12 protein-coding genes and 1 tRNA gene are annotated in these 15227 nt (G+C 74.7%); 1 reads left to right on the top strand and 12 read right to left on the bottom strand.

The window, feature by feature from the left end; translation table 11 throughout:
* From ACFYWG_RS24145 to ACFYWG_RS24130, 4 genes are all read right to left on the bottom strand, one after another.
* On the bottom strand, positions 1-1281 hold the full coding sequence (locus ACFYWG_RS24145; RefSeq protein ID WP_389203471.1) for a patatin-like phospholipase family protein: 1281 nt from the start codon (positions 1279-1281) through the stop codon (positions 1-3).
* Positions 1278-2342: a ComEC/Rec2 family competence protein gene (locus tag ACFYWG_RS24140; RefSeq protein ID WP_389203469.1), complete on the bottom strand. Its 1065-nt coding sequence runs from the start codon at positions 2340-2342 to the stop codon at positions 1278-1280. Before ACFYWG_RS24140 ends, ACFYWG_RS24145 begins: the two co-directional genes overlap by 4 nt.
* A gap of 27 nt (positions 2343-2369) precedes the next feature.
* Positions 2370-4175, bottom strand: coding sequence for a S8 family serine peptidase (locus tag ACFYWG_RS24135; protein WP_389203467.1), 1806 nt, complete (start codon positions 4173-4175; stop codon positions 2370-2372).
* A gap of 170 nt (positions 4176-4345) precedes the next feature.
* Positions 4346-4430, bottom strand: a tRNA-Leu gene (locus ACFYWG_RS24130).
* Between the two features lie 142 nt (positions 4431-4572).
* Between ACFYWG_RS24130 and ACFYWG_RS24125 the strand changes: the two genes are divergently transcribed.
* Complete coding sequence (locus ACFYWG_RS24125) at positions 4573-5904, top strand: DUF2254 domain-containing protein (RefSeq protein WP_389203465.1); 1332 nt, start codon at positions 4573-4575, stop codon at positions 5902-5904.
* Positions 5905-6033: 129 nt separating this feature from the next.
* Here the strand turns inward: ACFYWG_RS24125 and ACFYWG_RS24120 are convergent, their stop codons facing one another.
* The 8 genes from ACFYWG_RS24120 to ACFYWG_RS24085 form a co-directional block, all read right to left on the bottom strand.
* Positions 6034-7221 carry a sugar phosphate isomerase/epimerase family protein gene (locus ACFYWG_RS24120; protein WP_389203463.1) on the bottom strand — a complete coding sequence of 396 codons (1188 nt, stop codon included), beginning with the start codon at positions 7219-7221 and terminating at the stop codon, positions 6034-6036.
* A gap of 114 nt (positions 7222-7335) precedes the next feature.
* On the bottom strand, positions 7336-8754 hold the full coding sequence (locus ACFYWG_RS24115) for an alkaline phosphatase family protein (RefSeq protein WP_389203461.1): 1419 nt from the start codon (positions 8752-8754) through the stop codon (positions 7336-7338).
* Entirely contained in the window at positions 8751-9920 is a 1170-nt protein-coding gene (eboE, locus tag ACFYWG_RS24110) for a metabolite traffic protein EboE (protein ID WP_385415357.1), read from the bottom strand. The genes ACFYWG_RS24115 and eboE overlap by 4 nt, the downstream gene beginning before the upstream one ends.
* A 3-nt stretch (positions 9921-9923) precedes the next feature.
* The gene (locus tag ACFYWG_RS24105; protein WP_389203458.1) at positions 9924-10829 is read right to left on the bottom strand and encodes a TatD family hydrolase; all 906 of its coding nucleotides are present in this window, start codon (positions 10827-10829) and stop codon (positions 9924-9926) included.
* Entirely contained in the window at positions 10829-11680 is an 852-nt protein-coding gene (locus ACFYWG_RS24100) for an EboA domain-containing protein (protein WP_389203456.1), read from the bottom strand. The genes ACFYWG_RS24105 and ACFYWG_RS24100 overlap by 1 nt, the downstream gene beginning before the upstream one ends.
* Positions 11677-12696, bottom strand: coding sequence for a sugar phosphate isomerase/epimerase family protein (locus ACFYWG_RS24095; protein WP_389203454.1), 1020 nt, complete (start codon positions 12694-12696; stop codon positions 11677-11679). Before ACFYWG_RS24095 ends, ACFYWG_RS24100 begins: the two co-directional genes overlap by 4 nt.
* Positions 12693-13901, bottom strand: a complete 1209-nt coding sequence (locus ACFYWG_RS24090) for an SCO3242 family prenyltransferase (protein WP_389203452.1) — start codon at positions 13899-13901, stop codon at positions 12693-12695. Before ACFYWG_RS24090 ends, ACFYWG_RS24095 begins: the two co-directional genes overlap by 4 nt.
* A complete protein-coding gene (locus ACFYWG_RS24085) occupies positions 13898-15205 on the bottom strand; it encodes an inositol-3-phosphate synthase (protein WP_389203450.1) in 1308 nt (435 codons plus the stop codon). Before ACFYWG_RS24085 ends, ACFYWG_RS24090 begins: the two co-directional genes overlap by 4 nt.
* Positions 15206-15227 lie beyond the last annotated feature (22 nt).

The raw sequence follows: 15227 nt of genomic DNA, 5'->3' as shown, positions 1-15227 counted from the left end.
TCACCGCTGCGGTGGGCGCAGGGCCGTCAGGTCCTCGGGGAGCAGGTGCGGGTGGAAGGCGGCCAGGGCGGCGCCGCCGAGCCACCAGCCGCGCCGGACCAGGGCCCGGCACAGACCGGCGTCCAGGCGGTCGAAGACGGTGGGGACGAGGGCGAGGTGCCGCCCGTCGTGGGCGGGTTGCTCGGTGAAGGCCGCGCGCCAGCGGCGCAGGGCCTCGGAGCCGTCCGCCGGGAAGCGGGTGGACAGCTGGACGAGGACGCCCCGGCGCGCACCGTGCGGCACGTCGTCGTCCGGGCCCACGGCCCGGGCGCGCTCGAAGCGCTCGACCACGGCCCGGGTGCGCAGTGCGGTGCTCTGCCGGTACAGCAGCGAGTTGGCGCGGGCCAGGTCGCGGACCACGGGGACGCGGCCGTAGACGCCGGGGCGCAGCAGTCCGCCCGCGTTGAGGACGCACAGGAAGGTGTGGCGGTAGCGGTCCCCGTCGACGGCTTCCAGGCCGGTGTTGTCGTACGTGCCGCCGTCGAGCAGCGCGGGCGGGTGGGTGGCGCACGGGAACGGGCCGCGGTCCAGGACGACGGGCGGGAAGGCGCCGGGCACGGCCGCGGAGGCCGACACGGCCCGGCTCAGCCGTAGTCCGGTGCCGGCGGTGGGGGCCAGGCCGATGGTGTAGTCGCCGTACACGTCGCGTTCGAAGGTGAAACGGGCGCCGGTGGTCTGGTTGGCGGCGTTGACGATCCAGCGCACCTGCGCGTCCAGGTGCTCCAGTTCGGTGCCGTCGAGGAACCACTCGTCCAGGCACCGGGCGAGCAGGTCCGTGCGGGTCGTGGGGCCGAGGGTCCGCCACAGGCCGCCGACCAGGGCGTGTTTGAGGGAGCGGCCGGAGACGCGGTCCAGCACCGGCTCGATGAGGAGGTCGTCGACGGCGCGTGCGGTGAACCCCGCTTCGCGCAGGGCCGGCCAGGCGGTGGCCAGGCAGCCGTTGGCGACCGAACCGCCGGACACGGACGCGGAGTACCGCAGCCGGGGCAGCAGCCCGGTGTCGGCCAGCAGCCGGACGAAGCCCAGTGCGGCGAGGGTGGCGCGGAACCCGCCGCCGGACAGGGCGAGCGCGACCGGCCGGGCCGTCGCGGGCGGTTCGGCCGGGCGCAGGGTGTCGCCGCAGGGACGCGCCGTCAGGCCGGTTCCCACGGCGGGCGAGTCCACGGTCCACCGCGGATCACCGGCCGGCAGGGCGCCGGACGGGTCCGCGGGTGGGGCAGGGGCGTGCCGGGAGGTCGTCATGGCCGGTCTCCGATCGTGACGGGGAGGGACTGCGCGGCCGGGTCCCGTACGTCGACGCCGAAGGAGCGGCCCTCGCCCAGCCGCGCCAGCTCCTCCTCGGCGAAGGGGATGTGGTTGGTCAGGTGGACGACGTACTCCTCGTCCGGGTCCCGGGAGCCGACGAGCATACGCAGGGTCTCCTCGTCGGGGTGGTGGTGGCGGACGCCGTCGGCGGAGATCACGTAGTGGTCGGCCTGCACCTGCTCGAAGAAGTCCGTGTCCACGTTGCGGCCGCTGCCGTGGTGCGGCAGCTTCAGCAGATCGGTGTGGAAGGGCTCGGGGCCGTCGAGCAGGCCCAGTTCGCGCAGCCCGGCCAGGACGCGGTCGCCGCGGGCGTCCCCGGTGAGCAGGGCGGTGCGGCCCTCGTGGCGCAGCAGCAGGACGATGCTGGACAGGTTGGGCACCGAGCCGTCGGTGTACCCGGCCGTGATGACGCCGGGGTCCTCGCGCAGTCTCGCCTCCCGCCAGCGCTCCTCCAGCTCCCGCAGCGCCTGCTCGTCGGGGGCGACGACCGTGACGTCCAGGTCGGCGAGTTCGGTCTCGGCGCCCTCGGTGAGCGGGCCGCCGAAGGGGGCGTTGCCGTCCAGGCGCAGGGCGGCGGCCGCGGTGCGGATGTCGCGGCCCTGCCGGTAACTGGCCCCGACGGCGGCGTCGGTGGCGGCGCGCTCCATCAACGGCCGGACGGAGGCGCTCAGTCCGGGGGCGCGCCGGTCGACGAGTTCCTCGACGGAGTTGAGCCACAGCGCGTCCACCGCGTACGGCAGGGCTTCCCCGTCCTGCTGGGCCTGCCGCATGTCCTTGAAGAGCCTCACGAGCCCGCCGGCGTGGTCGTCGTCGACGTGGGAGAGACAGACCACGTCGACGTGCGGCGGGTCGCCGAGCTGCCGCAGCCGTGCGCGGAGAGTGGCCCGGTAGACGCCGCCGGGGCCGCCGTCGACGAGCATGACCCGCTCCCCGGAGGGGCCCCACCGGACGAGGAAGCAGTCGCCGTGCCGGGCGTCGAGGAAATCGAAGGTGAGCATGTCGGCTCCTGACGGGTGGGCGGTGCGTCACACGGACTGGATGGCGCGCAGCACGTCGACCAGCCCGTGGCCCTGGAAGTGGCGTTCGCGGTTGAGGTCGGTCGCCGTGGCGCACAGGACGTCCTTGACGCGTTCGGGGCGGCCGAGCAGCTCCCGGTGGCGGGCCAGCAGCATGGCCGCGGCGCCGCTGACGTGGGCTGCCGCCTGGCTGGTGCCGTGCATGGCGGCGATGCCCTCGCCGGGGATGGGGCCGTCGATGTCCTCCCCCGGTGCGACGAGGTCGGGTTTGGGCCGGCCGTCGCCGGTGGGGCCGCGGCTGGAGAAGTAACTGACGCCGTGACGGTGGGGGTTGCTGCGGTGGGTGGAGCCGACGGTGATGACGGATTCGGCGTTGCCCGGGTCGGAGATGGAGATGTTGCGGTAGTCGGCGCCGAGGGTCCGTGCGGTGCCCGCGAATCCGGCGTTGCCGGCGGCGGTGACGACCACCACGCCCGAGCGCGTCAGGCGGTCGCACTCGACGCACACGGGCGTCCACCCGGTGGAGTGGCCGGCGACGTCGTGCGGGACCGACAGGCTGATGTTCACCCCGGCGACGATGAACCGCCCGGCCTGCTCGTTGATGTGCCGGATCGCCTGGAGCGCGGTGACGATGGAGAACTCGTCGCCTGCGCCCCGGTCGTCCAGGACACGGAAGTCGTAGAGCCGGATGCGCGGGCAGATGCCCCGGAAGTCCAGCTCCGGCCACCAGCCGCCGATGATTCCGGCGATGTGGGTGCCGTGCTGGTCCCCCGGCGGCGGCCGGGGCGGCTGATCCGGGGACGGGGTGGTGTCGAGGGACGGCAGCGCGGCCGCCCAGTTCACCAGACCGCCCACGAGGACGTCGGCTCCGAGTGTGCGCCGTACGTCGGTGAAGTCGAAGGAGCGGGCGATGCGGGACTCGAGCCGCTCGGGCACGGGGCCGGTGGTGTCCCAGTCGTGGAAGGCGGGGTGGCGCGGGTCGATGCCGCTGTCGACCACCGCCCAGCCGATGGAGCCGGTGTCGACGGAGAAGACCTGTTCGGCCGCGTCGGCCTTGATGGTGCGGCGCGACCTCACGACCGCGACCGTCGCCGGCCGGTTCGTCGTCACGGAGACGACCGGGTACTTCCGCCGGCGGTCGGTGTCCCGGTCGCCGGGTGTGTGCGGTCTGCGCGCCGGGGTGCTGTCGAGGACGACGGCGTTCAGCATGTCGACGAGGACGGCGGTGACGTCCTCGTGCCGGTGCAGGTCCGGGCGGGCGCCGGCGACGACGCGGTGCAGCAGCCGCAGCAGCCAGGTGACGTGCCGGCCGCGCTCCTGCCGGCGTTCCATGCTGTCGTGGATCTCGCTGGTGGCCGGGGTCCTGACGTGTCCGGCCAGGGCCGCCTCGATGCCCTCCGCTCCGCTGTGCAGGGCGAGTTCGCGGGCGACGCGCACGGCACCGGCGAGGCTGGTCAGCGGCAGCACGTCGCTGACGAGCTCCTTCAGGGTGAGCTGCGCCGCGACGAAGCTGCCGGCGGCGATGGGACGGCACGTGCGGGTCAGCGCGCGGCTCTGCAGCCGGTCCAGCACCTGCTCCACGCCGAACTCCTCGCGGATCGCGAGGATCAGGTCGCGCCGCGCCTGCTCCGCCCCGGGCGCGGCTGCCGTCGTCCCGGGGGCGGCGTCGCCGGTGTCGGGGACGGCGTCGGTCGGCGGCTGGGAGAACGCCAGCCACACGTCGAAGTGGACCGGACAGTAGGTGGCCCACAGGACGGGGACGGGACCCTCCCCGTAGAAGACCGCTGAGAGGTCGGCGAGGTCGGCTCGGTCCATGAGGATTCCCGGTGCGCCGGAGTGAGGCCCTGCGCGAGGTGGTGCGGACGGCGGCGGCCGTCGGGGCCTTGATTCCATCGTCGGCCCTGGTCATGACCGCTGCAACCGCGTCGCGACGTACGACGGCCCGGGTGGGCCGGGATGCCTCCCGGCCCACCCGGGCCGATCTGTGTCCGAGGGGGGACTTGAACCCCCACGCCCGATAAAGGGCACTAGCACCTCAAGCTAGCGCGTCTGCCATTCCGCCACCCGGACGAGGTGTCCGCCGCCGTGCCAGGGGTGTTCCCCGCGGCGACACGCACAACAATACCAAGCTTTCGGAGCGCCTTTCACCTGCGTTTCCGTCCGCCGGGCGGGGGTCCGGGACCTCGCGGCCCGATGCCTCTAGGGTCACACCATGAGTGACTGGATGGTGACGCAGAGCCCCTCGCGCGGGCGCCGCCCGCGAGCGCTGTCACCGCTCGCGGAGCATCTGCGGGACACGTTCTGGTTCGCCCCCACCGCCGCCATGGTGTGCGTCTTCGCCGTCTGGGCCGGGGCGCAGCTGCTCGACACCGCCCTGGTGGAGGCGCTGCAGGAAGACGGTGACTACGACACGCTCGAGGAGCTGATGCGGTTCGCCGACGACGCGAAGGCCGTGGTGAACGCGGTCAGCTCCGCGATGATGACCTTCATCGGTGTGGTCTTCAGCATCTCGCTGGTGGCGGTGCAGATGGCGAGCGGGCAGTTCACCCCGCGGGTGGTGCGCCTCTTCGTCCGGAGCCGGATCACCAAGGCGACGTTCGCGGTGTTCCTGGCGACGTTCGTGCTGACCCTGCTGGTCCTGACGTCCTTCGACAGCGCCGACGACCCGCGTGCCGTCACGTCGGTGCCCCTGCTGCAGTCGGTGCTCACGCTGGGCATGGTGGCGCTGAGTCTGCTCCTGTTCGTGCTGTACGTGAACAGCACGCTGCGGCTGATGCGGATCAGCCAGGTGATCGCGCGCATCGCCACGGAGTCCTTCCGGGTGGTGGCCTCGATGCCGGTGCCGGTGGAGGACGGCGACCCGGCCGGGCTCGGTCCCGATACCGCGTGGGTGCCGCACGAGGGCCGGGCCGGGGTGCTGCGCGACGTGCACATCGCGCGGCTGGTGCGGGTGGCCCGCAAGCACGGGGTGGTGCTGCGGCTCCTCCCCCGCATCGGGGACTTCGTGGTGCCCGGGATGCCCGTGCTGGCGGTGCACGGCGGGCCGGTGCCGCCGCGCCGGGCGCTGCGCCGCGCGGTCTCGGTGGGGGTGGAGCGGACCTATCACCAGGACCTCGGTTTCGGCCTGCGGCAGCTGGTGGACATCGCGCTGCGGGCCCTGTCGTCCGCGATCAACGATCCGACCACGGCGGTGCAGGCCCTGGACCGGGTCGTGCAGTTCCTGGCGGCGCTGAGCCGGCGGCCGCTGGACACCGCCCGGCACCGGGACCGCGACGGCGCGGTTCGGCTGGTGCAGCCCCTGCCGGGGTGGACCGAGCTGGTGGACCTGGGGTTCACGGAGGTGCGGGGCTGCGCCGTGGGAAGCCCCCAGGTGTGCCGCCGGCTGCTGGCCGGCCTGGAGGACCTGCTCCTGCTCGCGCCGCCGGAGCGCCGTGAGCCGCTGCTGCGCCACCGCGAACTGCTCCGCCAGGCCGTCGGTCTGGCCGCCCCCACCCCGGCGGACCGCGCGTTCGCCCTGCGGCCGGACCGGCAGGGGATCGGCTGACTGGCGGTCCCCAGGCAGCGGCGTCTTACAGCCCGCTGGTGCCCTGGAGGACGGGCCGGGTCCCGCTGCTGTGGTGTTGTCGGCCCCTCCCGCGTGTCGCGGGAGGGGCCGCCTGGTCTGTGTCCGCCGTTAGCAGCGCCGCTTGCGCAGGGCCGCCATGTTGTCGTAGCTGATCTTGGCTTCCCGCAGGGACTGCGCGGGGTCGGTGGCGCTCGGCGAGTTGTCGTCCTCCACCATCGGGTTGCGGTAGTTCGGCTGCCCGACCCGGGAGAAGAACGTCGTGTAGTCGATGTCGCCGGTGCCGAAGGGCACCATGTCCCAGCCCATGCCGTTGGTCGTGCTGACGACGCCGTCCTTGGCGTGGAACAGCGGGTAGCGCTTGCTGTGGCGGGTGACCAGGCCGGCCGGGTCGAAGACGCTGCGGCGGGTGGAGCCGTCGTGGGCGGTGTAGGTGTGGAACTTGTACTGGGCGACGTGCGCCCAGAAGACGTCCATCTCCAGCCATACGAGGCGGGGATCGGTGACCTCCAGGAAGTACTCCAGCTTCCGGATGCCCGAGCTGCGGGTGGGCCGGCCCTGGTCGTCCAGCGGTCCGCCGTCGAGGAGGAAGCCGTAGGCGCTGTCGTGGTTGTGGGTGTAGAGCTTGATGCCCTCGCGGCGGGCGATCTCACCGAGCGCGTTCCACTTGTCGGCGGCCACGTCCCAGTCGGCGCGGTAGGAGCTTCCGGTGGGGTCGCCGCCGGTGCCCATGTGGTCCATGCCGAGGATGTTGGCGATCTCCAGGTGCTTCTTGAAGGTGTCCTCGTCCGCCGTGGTGAGCGGCCAGGAGGACGGGATGAAGCCGTGGTTGCCCTGGGCGCGCAGACCGTGGTCGTCCAGCCAGGAGCGCAGCAGCCGGGCGCCCTGGACGGTCTCCAGGTTGTCGCCGCCGGGCGCGTTGGCGTGCTGGCGGTAGCCCGCGAACTCGACCTGGCGGTAGCCGTGGCGGGCCAGCTGCTTGAACACCTCGCGGAAGCCGGAGGGCAGGTCGGAGGCGAGGGGGTCGCGGGCGGTGGCGTCACGGACGGTGTAGAGGATGATGCCGCGCTTGTGGGGCGGGACGAGCACCTGGCCGCGTCCGTGCCCGTGGTCTCTGCCGCGGTCCTGCGCCAGGGCGGGGGCCGCGCCGAAGACGGGGGCCGCGACGGCTCCGGCCGCCACGGCGGTGCACGTGGTCAGGAAGCGGCGCCGGTTCACGCCGAGGCTGCGGCGCAGCTCCTCGTCCGGGGCGGCGGACGCGGCGGCGTCGGTGCGGGAGGGGTCGGAGTACGGGGTCACGGGTGGCCTGCCTTCTCGGTCGTGGCCGGTTCCGGTGCCGCCGGGACCGGCCGTTGTCAGTGCCGTGTGTTTCACTCTCGGTAGTCGGATGTCGGCGGCGCGCGGGGTGCGGTGTCAGCCGAGTCCGGCGAGCCGGAGCAGGAGTTGTTTCACGTCGGTGGCCGCGAGGCGGTCGCCGACGGCGCGGGGGGTGGAGCAGATGAGGAGCGGACCGTCGTCGTCGCTCTGCGGGAGGCGGCCGTGGCTGCCGCGCACAGATGAGGGGTCCAGCGGGACCACCGCCATGCGGTAGCGCATGCCGAGCTTCTTGCGCGCCAGCGCGGTGGCCGCCTTGACCTTCACATAGGGGTCCTGGGGGTCCATGAACAGCTCGGCCGGGTCGTAGCCGGGCTTGCGGTGGATCTCGACGAGCTGTGCGAAGTCGGGCGCGCGGTCGTCGTCGAGCCAGTAGTAGTACGTGAACCAGGCGTCCGGTTCGGCGACGGCGACGAGTTCGCCCGCGCGGGGGTGGTCGAGGTGGTGGGTCTTCTTGCCCTCGTCGTCGAGGAGCTGCTCGATGCCGGGCAGGCCGTCGAGGGCCGCCCGGGCGGCGTCCAGGTCCTCGGGGCGGCGCACGTAGACGTGGGCGATCTGGTGGTCGGCGACGGCGAAGGCGCGGGAGGCCATCGGGTCGAGGTACTCCATGCCGTCCTGGGTGTGCACCTCGAGCAGGCCGGCGCGGCGCAGGGCGCGGTTGATGTCGACGGGCCGGTTCACGCGGGTGATGCCGTACTCGGACAGGGCGACGACGGTGCGGCCCTCGGCGTGTGCGTCGTCCAGGAGCGGGGCGAGCGCGGTGTCCAGGTCGGTGGCCGCCTTCAGGGAGCGCGGGTCGTCGGGGCCGAAGCGCTGCAGGTCGTAGTCGAGGTGCGGAAGGTAGCAGAGCGCCAGGTCGGGGTGGCGGGTGCGCAGGATGTGGCGGGTGGCGTCGATGATCCACCGGCTGGAGACGAGGTCCGCGCCGGGGCCCCAGAAGTGGAACAGGGGGAAGGTGCCCAGCTTGCCGGTGAGTTCGTCGTGGAGGGCGGGGGGCCGGGTGTAGCAGTCGGGTTCCTTGCGGCCGTCGGCGTAGTAGACCGGGCGGGGGGTGACGGTGATGTCGGTGTCGGCGCCCATGGCGTACCACCAGCAGATGTTGGCGACGGTGTAGCCGGGGTGGGCGCGGCGGGCGGCGTCCCAGATCTTGTCGCCCGTGACGAGGCCGTTGTGCTGGCGCCACAGCAGGACGTCGCCGAGTTCCCGGAAGTACCAGCCGTTGCCGACGATGCCGTGTTCCGAGGGCATGGTGCCGGTGAGGAAGGTGGACTGGGCGGCGCAGGTGACGGCGGGCAGGACGGTGCCGAGGGCGGCGCGGGAGCCGCTCTGTGCGAGGGCCTTCAGGTGGGGCATGTGGTCGAGCAGGCGGGGGGTGAGCCCGACGACGTCGAGGACGAGCAGCGGGACGGGGCGTCCGGAGCCCGCGGAGGCCGGGTCGGGGTGCTCGCGGGTGCTCATGGCAGCTCCTTCAGGCCGAGGTCCGTCAGCAGGTCGCGGGCGAGGGTGAGTTCGGCGGCGATGCCCTCGGCCAGCTGGGCCCGGCCCTTGGGGCGCAGCTCGGGCGGGAGGGCCTGCCAGGTGTAGGTCTCGACCTCCAGGTGGTGGGTGAGGGGGGCCGGGCCGCCGACGAGCCGGGCCAGGGCGGCCTTGAGGACCGGGAGGGTGGAGGTGAGCGGGGCGGCGGGGGCCGCGTGCAGCGGGACGTGGAAGTGGGCGCGCCAGGGGGCGGTGTCGGGCAGGGCGTGGCCCGCGAGGGCCTCGTCGAGGTCGTCGGTGGCGCGCAGCCCGGCGGGGGTGGCCGTGCGGGTCTGGTGCAGGAAGCGGGGTTCGGCGAAGGCGGCGAGGGCTTCGCGGACCTCCGGCAGGTGGGGGTGTTCGGCGTGCAGCGCGGCGGAGAGCTGGGATTTCACGACGGGGACGCGGGCGGCGGTGAGCGCGTCCAGGGCGGTGTGCGGGTCCTCGAAGGAGGTGGCGAGGTGGCAGGTGTCGACGCAGACGCCGATGCGGTGGTGGCCGACGGCGGTGAGCGGCGCGATGGCGTCGCGGGTGGTCTCGACGACGCAGCCGGGCTCGGGTTCCAGGCCGATGCGCAGGGAGCGGCCGGTCAGTTCCTCGATGGCGTCGAGGCGTTCGGCGAGGGTGCGCAGGGCGGTGCGGGCCCGCAACGCCCGTGTCGCGTCGTGGGCGGTGCGCCAGGCGAGGGGCAGGGTGGAGATGCTGCCGTCGGTGACGTCGTCGGGCAGCAGCCCGGCCAGGACGCGGGCCAGGGCGGTGGTGTGCTCCAGGCGTGCGGGGTCGGCCCAGTCCGGTGTGTAGACGCGGTACTTGACCTCCTCGGCGCCGAAGCCCTCGTAGGGGAAGCCGTTGAGGGTGACGACCTCCAGGCCGCGGCGGTCGAGTTCGGTGCGCAGGGCGCGCAGGGCGGCGGGGTCGGTGACCAGGGCGTGGGCGGCGTCCCGGGCGAGCCACAGCCCGATGCCGAGCCGGTCGCGGCCCAGGCGCCGGCGGACGGGTTCGCAGTGGTCGCGCAGCTGGGCGAGGACGCCGTCGAGGGTCTCGGCGGGGTGGACGTTGGTGCAGTAGGCGAGGTGGACGGTGGAGCCGTCGGGGTGGCGGAAGCGCATGGCTCACGCCTCCGCTGCGGGGACGCGTGCGGGTGCCGTGCGGCCGGGCTCCGGCTGGTCCTTGGGGGCTCCGCGCAGGACGGAGTTGCCCTCGTGGGTGGGCCCGGTGCCGGCGACGTCGAGCCGCAGCCGCCCGCTGAGCCCGTAGAAGGCGACGGGGTTGCGCCACAGCACCTGGTCGACGGTGTCCTCGTCGAAGCCCTCGGCCAGCATCAGGTCGCCGACCTTGCGGGTCTTGAGGGGGTCGCTCCTGCCCCAGTCGGCTGCCGAGTTGACCAGGATCTGCTCGGGGCCGTAGGCGCGCAGGACGGCCACCATCCGCTGCTCGTCCATCTTGGTGTCCGGGTAGACGGAGAAGCCGAGCCAGCAGCCGCTGTCCTTGGCCTCCTTGACGGTCGTCTCGTTGAGGTGGTCGACGAGGACGTGGCCGGCGGGCAGGGCGGATTCCCGGACGACGTCGAGGGTGCGGCGCAGACCGGCGAGCTTGTCGCGGTGCGGGGTGTGCACCAGGGCGGGCAGGCCGTGGTCGGCGGCCAGTTGCAGCTGCGCGGCGAGGGCGGTGTCCTCGGCCGGGGTCATGGAGTCGTAGCCGACCTCGCCGACGGCGACGACGTTGTCCTTGACGAGGTAGCGGGGCAGTTCGTCCAGGACGGGTGTGCAGCGCGGGTCGTTGGCCTCCTTGGGGTTGAGGGCGATCGTGCAGTGGTGGGCGATGCCGTACTGGGCGGCGCGGAAGGGCTCCCAGCCGAGCAGGGCGTCGAAGTAGTCGCGGAAGGAGGCCGGCGAGGTCCGGGGCTGTCCCAGCCAGAAGGAGGGCTCGACGACGGCGCGCACACCGGCGGTGTACATGGCCTCGTAGTCGTCGGTGGTGCGGGACGTCATGTGGATGTGGGGGTCGAAGATGCGCATCAGGACTCCTTGCCGTGGGGGTGGTCCGCGCCGGGGGCGCCGGGCGCGGACTCGGTCAGGTCCAGGACGCGGTGCAGGTCCTCGGGTACGGCGCGGCCGGCGGCGGTGCGCTCGGCGGCGTAGTCGGCCAGCATGCGGGCGAGTTCGCCGTCGCCCCGGGCGCGTTCCGGCAGGTTCGCCACCTCGTCGACGGGGACGCCGGTGAACAGGCACTTCAGCACGGCGTGGCGCCAGGCGTGCGGGTCGAGGTGCCGGGCGGCGTACGGGCCGGTGGCGGCGGCGAGCAGACGGGTGTCGTTGGTGCGCAGGGCGTCCTCGACGAGCGGGAGGGCGCCGGGGCCGGGCACGAGGTGCGGCAGGGCGTGCAGGACGGCCCGGCGTTCGTCGGCGGTGCCCTGGAAGTAGACCCGGCTCAGCGCGTCGGTGTCCGCGCGGGCGGCGTCCAGGATGAGGACGCGCGCGGCGTCGGCGTGGGCGGCTCCGCAGCGGCGCCCGGCCTCGGCCAGGCGCAGCTCCCAGGCGGAGATGGGCCCGTGGGTGCCGGGGTGGGCGGCGGCTTCGTCCAGGGCGTGGTCGAGCCAGGCGCGGGCGGCCGGTTCGAGCCGGGCGGCGAGCTGCCGGCGGAGATCGTCGAGCGAGGGAAAGGCGGCGGGGGCGGTGCCGGAGGGGGTGGAACCGGTGCCGGAGGCGGAGTTGCCGTGGACGGGGTCGGTCGCGTCCCGGTCCGCGGGGTTGTCGTCGGCGGAGGGCGTGGCGTCGCGGTCCGCGGGGTCGCCGCGGTCCTCGGTGGTGCCGTGGCTGTCCTGGGTGCTGTCGGTCCGGGGCGCGTGGGTGGCGCGGTGGCCTGTCATCTGCTGCTCCCTTCAGGGGATGCGGAGGGAGCGCCGTGGGGTGGCGCGGACTGCTGGGGAGCCGGTTCGGGCCGGTGCGGCGGGTGGGCCGCGGCCTGCTCGGCGTGGCGGAGGAACGGCAGGGACCGCTCGGCCTGCCGGGGGCCGGCGTGGGAGTGGCGGGGCAGTTCGACGACGGTCAGGCCCTGGTAGCCGGTGGCGGCGAGGGCCGCCAGGACGGGCGGGAAGTCGATCTCCCCGTCCCCGAACGGGAGATGCTCGTGGACTCCTCGCCGCATGTCCTCGATCTGCACGTGCCGCAGCCACGGGGCGGCGTCGCGTACGCAGTCGGCGGGTGACGAGGGTTCCAGGCACTGGCAGTGGCCGATGTCGAGGGTGAGGCCGAGGGGTTCGGGGTCGCCGAGGGCGCGGCGCAGGCGGTGGAAGTCGGCGAGGGTGGCCAGGAGATGGCCGGGCTCGGGTTCGACGGCGAGCGGGACGCCCGCGGCTGAGGCGGCCTCCAGGACGGGGGCGAGGGCCTCGGCGAGACGCTTCCAGGCGGTGTCCGGGTCCGTTCCGTCCGGGACGACGCCGCTGAAGCAGTGGACGGCGTGCGCCCCGAGGTCGGCCGCGACCCGTACGGCCCGGACCAGGAGGTCGGCCCGGCGGGCCCGGTCGTCGGCGTCCGGGTCGAGCAGGGACGGGCCGTGCTTGCGGCGCGGGTCGAGCACGTAGCGCGCCCCGGTCTCCACGGTGACGTCCAGGCCGAGCGCGTCCAGCCGCTGCGCAACCCTTCGGGTGCGGGCGGCCAGGTCGGGGGCGAGCGGGTCCAGGTGCATGTGGTCGAGCGTCAGGCCGACGCCGACGTACCCGAGATCGGCGAGGAGGCGGAGTGCGTCGTCGAGCCGGAGGTCGGCGAGCCCGTTGGTGCCGTAGCCGAAACGGAGGGGGGTGTCCGAGGGGACGGATACGGCTGCGGCGAAGGCACCCTTCCTGGGGTTCCGGCTGCCGCCGGGCTCAGGGGCCACGGGCCTCATGTGATGCTCACCTTCTTCGCGAACCGGGCTCCGAGCGGGGCGAGAGCGGCGATGAGGACCGCGGGGACCGGGCGCCCGGCGCGGGCGGCCAGGGCCGCCTGGAGGGGGACGGTGGCGCGGATGCCGGCGCCCACGGCGCGCTGGGTGAGAGGCGGCGAGGGGTTCAGCGCGGCGTGGACGTAGGGGCGGGCGGTGCTCACGGCGTACGCGGCCGCCAGGGCGGTGGCGAGGAGCCCTGCGGGCTCCGGACGCCCCGGCTGCCCGGTCGGGGCGGCGGTCGGCGGCGCCACGGGGCCCGATCGTGCCGGGTGCCCGGTCGGGGCGGTGGTGAGCGGCGCTGCGGGGCTCTGTCGTGCCGGGTGCCCGGGCGGGGCGGTGGTGAGCGGCGCTGCCGGGCCCCGGTGCCCTGGGCGTCCGGCCGGTTCTGGTCGTGGCTCGTGGCCGGTCGCTCTCGCGGGGTCGCGAATCGGCGGGGCGGGCCGGTACGCCGTCCGCCGGGTCAGCAGCGCCGTTGTGGCGAGGGCCGCCAGGGGGGCCAGGGGTGAGCCGCCCTGTGCCTCCTGGCGGGAGACCGTGGTCACGGCGAGGGTGTGGGTGCCGAGGAGGGCGGCGGACGGCGCGGCCGGGCGGGTGCGGCCGATGGTGGCCGCGGCTCCCAGCAGCAGGTCGAGTCCCCGGGCAGCGCCCATCGCCACGGGCCCGGCGGGTGTGTGCTTCAGGCCGAGGTCGTACGCCCAGACGGTCGCCGCCAGGGGCGCGGCGACGGCCAGGGCGGGACGGCCGGCGCGGGCGGCCAGGGCCAGCCCGGCACCGGTGAGCAGGCAGGCCGCCGTGAGGGCGGCGGCGGGGCGCACCCGGCCGGAGGGCAGCGGGCGGTGGGGGCGTTCGACGGCGTCGACGTCGCGGTCCGCCCAGTCGTTGAGAGCCATGCCGGCCTCGTAGAGGCACAGCGAGGAGCCGATGGCGAGCAGGGTCCGCGCGTTGGGCACCGCCCCTGCCGCGGCGGCCCCGGCCAGGGCGTCGCCGGGGACGCTGAACAGGGCGGGCAGCCGCAGCAGTTCCGCCCAGGCGCGCCGTCGCCGGGGGCGCGAGCGCTCCGTGCGGGCCTGGAAGGTCGCCTCGGCGGGAGCGGCCTGCGGAGCGGCGGCCGGGACGGGCGGGCCGCCGCGGGCCGCACCGGCAGCCGGGACGTGGCGCAGGGTCACAGGCTCTCCCCCGTCCCCCCGGAGCTCCTCACCGCCCGCGCGGTGCGGCCCTCCCCGCCGTCCAGCTTCCCGCCCGGCGCCTCGGGCCCCGTCCCACCGGCCCGCTCCCGGCCCGGCGCGTCACCGCCGTCGCTCTCCCCCTCGGCCCGCCCCGGAACCGGCGCGGCGCCCCCCTCCCCCTCGGACCGCCGGAGGGTCCGCGCGAAGAGGAGCAGTTCCCCGTACTGCTCGGACAGCCCCGCGGGTCCCTCGCCCACCGGGTCCTTGAAGTAGAAGCCCAGGGGGCCGAGCGGGCCGGTGAGGCCCGTTGCGTGGGCGCGGGCGGTGAGGCGGGCGAGGTCCAGCACCAGGGGTGCGGCCAGCGCCGAGTCGCAGCCCTGCCAGATGGTCTGCAGGATCATCCGGGTGCCGAGGAACCCGTCGAAGGCGATGTGGTCCCAGGCGGTCTTCCAGTCGCCGAGGGCGGGCACGTCGTCGATGTGCACCTCGCCCTCGGGGACGGCGCCGAGGGTGTCGGCGAGGACGCGTTCCTTCCCGGCGTTCTTGGCCGCCGCGGCGGCCGGGTCGGCGAGGGCGGCTCCGTCACCGCCGCCGAGCAGGTTGGTGCCGGACCAGGCCCGGACCGTGAGGGCCCGCTGCGCGAACATCGGGCCGAGCACGGCGCGCAGCAGGGTCTGGCCGGTCTTGCCGTCGCGGCCGGCGTGGGGCAGTCCGCTGTGTTCGGCCTCGCGCGCGGCGACGGGGTGGTGCATGCCCTCGGAGGGGGTGAAGTTGACGTACGGGCAGCCCGCGCGCAGGGCCGCCAGGGCGTACAGGGTGCTGGCGGGCAGGGGGGCGCCGGGGCCGTGGGAGGCGGGTTCGGTGGAGGCGACGTTCACCACCACGGTCCGCTCCAGCGCGTGGCGGTGCGTGAAGTCGCGGATGTCGTCGGCGAAGGCCGTGATCAGCTCGGCCTCGCTCCGGGTGTCCCCGGGCGTGGGGCCTCCGGGGCGGATCTCCCGGTCAGCGGCGGCCAGTTCGGCGGCGACGGCCGTGGCGACGCCGGGCGGCAGGACGCCGCCGGCGGTCAGGGTCTCGGCCCGTTTGGGCAGGGGGCAGTCGAGGGTGTCGTGGCCGCCGAAGGCGAGATCGGACAGGGCGGGCAGGCCGCTGTCGGCGAACGCGGGTGTCTCGGTGACCATGCCGGTGGGCGGGTGCAGTCCCGCGGTGACGGCGGCGCACCCCGTGACGACGGTGGTGGCGACGGAGCCGCGGGCTCCGATCAGCCACACCCCCACACGCGGTCGGGGAAGGGACGCGGACATGGGCAGCCTCCTGGTCGTGCGC

It is taken from the genome of Streptomyces sp. NPDC003456, assembly GCF_042878735.1.
GTDB lineage: Bacteria > Actinomycetota > Actinomycetes > Streptomycetales > Streptomycetaceae > Streptomyces.
This window is presented reverse-complemented; position numbering and strand designations above follow the sequence as displayed.